Source organism: Acetivibrio sp. (assembly GCF_035371925.1).
In the GTDB taxonomy this organism is placed as follows: domain Bacteria; phylum Bacillota; class Clostridia; order Acetivibrionales; family Acetivibrionaceae; genus Hungateiclostridium.
Map to the genome: position 1 here is coordinate 1 of NZ_DAORXT010000151.1, position 3,583 is coordinate 3,583.

5 protein-coding genes are annotated in these 3,583 nt (G+C 38.7%); 3 read left to right on the plus strand and 2 right to left on the minus strand.

Annotated features, from left to right (window positions below; translation table 11 throughout):
* Positions 1–243: 243 nt before the first annotated feature.
* Positions 244–441 (plus strand): hypothetical protein, encoded by a 198-nt coding sequence (locus PLH43_RS13230; RefSeq protein ID WP_324363891.1) that lies wholly within the window; start codon positions 244–246, stop codon positions 439–441.
* Between the two features lie 93 nt (positions 442–534).
* Positions 535–1,002: a hypothetical protein gene (locus PLH43_RS13235; protein ID WP_324363893.1), complete on the plus strand. Its 468-nt coding sequence runs from the start codon at positions 535–537 to the stop codon at positions 1,000–1,002.
* Between the two features lie 94 nt (positions 1,003–1,096).
* On the opposite strand, the gene PLH43_RS13240 is transcribed toward PLH43_RS13235, so the two are convergent.
* Positions 1,097–1,822: a class I SAM-dependent methyltransferase gene (locus tag PLH43_RS13240; protein ID WP_324363895.1), complete on the minus strand. Its 726-nt coding sequence runs from the start codon at positions 1,820–1,822 to the stop codon at positions 1,097–1,099.
* Entirely contained in the window at positions 1,809–2,372 is a 564-nt protein-coding gene (locus PLH43_RS13245; RefSeq protein ID WP_324363897.1) for a hypothetical protein, read from the minus strand. Before PLH43_RS13245 ends, PLH43_RS13240 begins: the two co-directional genes overlap by 14 nt.
* A 426-nt stretch (positions 2,373–2,798) precedes the next feature.
* Between PLH43_RS13245 and udp the strand changes: the two genes are divergently transcribed.
* A partial coding sequence (gene udp, locus PLH43_RS13250) for a uridine phosphorylase (RefSeq protein ID WP_349255153.1) occupies positions 2,799–3,583 on the plus strand: 785 nt, incomplete at its 3' end.

Sequence of the window (3,583 nt, forward strand, 5' to 3'; positions counted from 1 at the left end):
CTCCATTCAAATCATAAGCTGTGCTTATCCTATTACTGTATTAGTTCAACATTGTATTTAGCTGTTTCGTTTACTCTACAGCTTATTTAGAAAAGGAGATCGCGCTTATATATGGGTTTCAGGTCCTGAGGGCGGCATTGTTGCTTCAGGGGTTATCCTTTGTGACCCGGAAATCAGAGAAAATAATGAACCGGATCCCTATGCTGTTTCAGGCAAATTAAATACAGGGGGGAAAGCCCTGTAGTGGATATTAAACTAACGCATAAAATAACGGATGCTATTATAAAAAAAGAAGATTTATTGGCAGATGAACGGTTGAAAAATATAAGTATTATTAATTTCGCCAACGCTACAAACTTTAAATTGACTTCCGAACAGGCCGATACAATAGACAGCATTATCAATGGCACCTATAAACGCGTGGAATCAAGGAATACATAAGAAGCCACGCCTTCTGCTTCCCCAAGGCAATACTGGATTTATGCTCCCGGAAGTAATTCTTCTAAATGGGAAGAGTTTTACTCTCATGGAATTATGGGTATTGAATGGGATGAATTGGGCGACCTGAAGCAATACCCCAGCAAGGATGCAATGAAATCAAAAATGAAAGAAGTGTATGGCACTGAATATTCATATATTAACTCAGCTCTTGCCACATGGCAGTTTGCCAACGAGATTTCAGTCGGGGATATTGTTTATGCCAAAAAAGGCATGCGTAAAGTTGTGAGGCGCGGAATAGTCGAATCAGGCTATATTTTTGATGCAAATCGTGGCGAGTATAAACATATTCGTAAAATCAAATGGACACATAAGGGAGAGTGGGAACATCCAGGCCAAGCTGTCATGAAAACCCTTACCGACATAACTCCCTATACTGATTATGTACAAAAACTGGAAGCCCTGTTTATTGATGACGACTCCATAAATATTGAAAAAGAAGAATTTCCTAATACCAGGAAACCAAATCCCTTCACTGTTTCCGCCGCCCATAGAAAAGCCTGAATCTAAAAGACAAGTTACAAAATCGTTATAGTTTTTAATAATCATATTCCCACTTCCTTTTCAATTGAGTCAATAGAAAGTAAATCGGAGTGTATTATTTGTCCGCTCTAATAATTGCTAGTCCATAATTTTGATGTAAAACCTCGACCTTTTTAAAACCGGCATTTTTCATGAGCTCAAATTGATGCTCCAAAGTCAGTGGAATATCAATATGTATAAGCATATCTTCAGGTATATTATTTTGCTTGCGTAAATATTCATAAGCTTCAAGGCAAAGTGCCTCCTCCTCATAGCAGCATGCAGTATAGTCGGATTCTATATAATATCCACCGCTTTTTATCGTCCGATAAAGTTTGTTATAAATTAGTTGCTTCTTTTCATATTTAAAATGATGAAGTGTTTGAAAAGACATAGCCGCGTCAAACTTATTTTCCTCAAACTCATACTCAAAATAGTCCGCATTAATTAATTCGATGTCTTTATCACCATAACTTTCCCGCAATTTATCAAGCATAGTTTCAGATAAATCAATACCTGTAACCTTAACATCGGGAAATCTCCTGTAAATTGAACGAAGCTCCAAACCTGTGCCGCAGCCAATATCAAGTAATGTTTTCAAACCATCATCAAAGAAACCTGCAATATGAGCGTATTCTTCTCCCCAATTTTTTAAATGAACACTATTATATTCACCTATTCTATTAGCAAAAAATTCCGTCATTTCTTCCACAGGAGCATTCTTTATATCATCAAGCCGATCTTTTAATTCTTTCAAATACTTTTCTATTTCTTCTTGAGTTCGGATTCTACTTTTTAGCATAATAATTTTTCATCCTTTCATAAAACTCACTCAATAATAAATGAATATCTGTTTCATTTATCTTCATTTTATTTGTGGCAAGTTCAATCGCAAGGCCGCTTGATAAAAGCCAAATTTCTATAAAAATTTTTTGAGCGTAAGGCCTATCAATATTAAAGTCGGCCATTATTGAAGATATTACTTTTTGATTCCATTCGGCATTTGCAATGTCTTCAAAACTTATTCCCTCTAATGTGTTTGACAAAAACATAGCTGTGTATAAATTCTTTTCATATAAAGCAAATAAAACGTGCGCTTTAGCTTTGCTGACTACATAGTTGCTGCTGTCAATGTGCTTTTTTACAAATAGATCATATTCTTGGTCAATCATTTGGGAAACTGCAGTTTTTAACTCGTCCATTCCCGTAAACGAAAGATAAATCGGCTGTGTAGAACAGTGTAATTTTTTAGCGATATTTCTTGCATTTACAGCACTCAGTCCGCATTCACGCACAATTTCCAATGCAGCCTGTAAGATTGCTTCTTTGGATATTTGCTTTTTCGCAGGCATTTAATCAATGGCCTCCATTCGGAATAATAACTATTGTTATTGATAACATATGTTATTATATAAAAAAACACTTGGATAGTCAATAGCTCATTGTACTTATATTTATTGGCTGCTTCAACATGCGGCGTTAAACGAAAACAGAACGTCGGCCTCGGCATCACACCATGTACTTAATATTGCATGGGCTGATAAAAAACATATTTGCGTCTTATGTGGTATAAGTATTATATTCCTGTAAACAGTTTCAAGTTTTAGTTAATTCGACAATATGTTGTATTTTTCGACGTTTTGTGCTAAAATATTAAAGGCATTTTTCTGTTTGCATATTTTACAGCGGTCTTTTATATATTTATGAACAGTTTTTTTATTCCATCAAAGTACAGCAACTCTTTTACTAATAATTTTCCCAAAAGGAGGAAAACTATGATTGACTACACCGAAGGTTCGGGAAAGCAGTACCATATACAGGTAGGCCTGGGCGAAGTTGGGCGTTATGTCATTTTGCCCGGTGATCCCAAGCGATGTGAAAAAATCGCTTGCCATTTTGACAACCCTCGGCTCATCGCCGACAACCGTGAATACATCACCTATACCGGCACGCTGGACGGCGTCCCGGTCAGCGTCACCTCTACTGGCATTGGCGGCCCATCCGCTGCCATTGCCATGGAAGAGCTGACACGTTGCGGTGCCGATACTTTCATTCGGATTGGTACCTGCGGCGGTATGCAGATTGATGTACATGGCGGTGATCTGGTAATTGCCAGTGGAGCTATCCGCATGGAAGGCACTAGCCGCGAATACGCTCCTCTGGAGTTTCCTGCTGTGGCGAACATTCAGGTTGTCAACGCCCTAGCCAAAGCTGCCGGGAAGAAAAATCTTCCTCATCACATAGGCGTGGTACAATGCAAGGATTCCTTTTACGGACAGCATGAACCCGAAACCAAGCCCGTCGGCTACGACCTGATGAATAAATGGGAAGCATGGCTGAGGCTGGGATGTCTGGCCTCTGAAATGGAGTCGGCGGCACTGTTTGTAGTAGGCAGCTATCTAAAAGTCCGAGTAGGTTCCGTATTTTTGGTAATTGCCAACCAGGAACGAGAAAAAAGAGGACTTAGCAATCCCCAAGTGCACGATACCGAATTGGCAATCACCACTGCAGTGGATGCCATTCGTGAACTTATTCGTGAAGATAAAGCACAATCAAAAGAAAG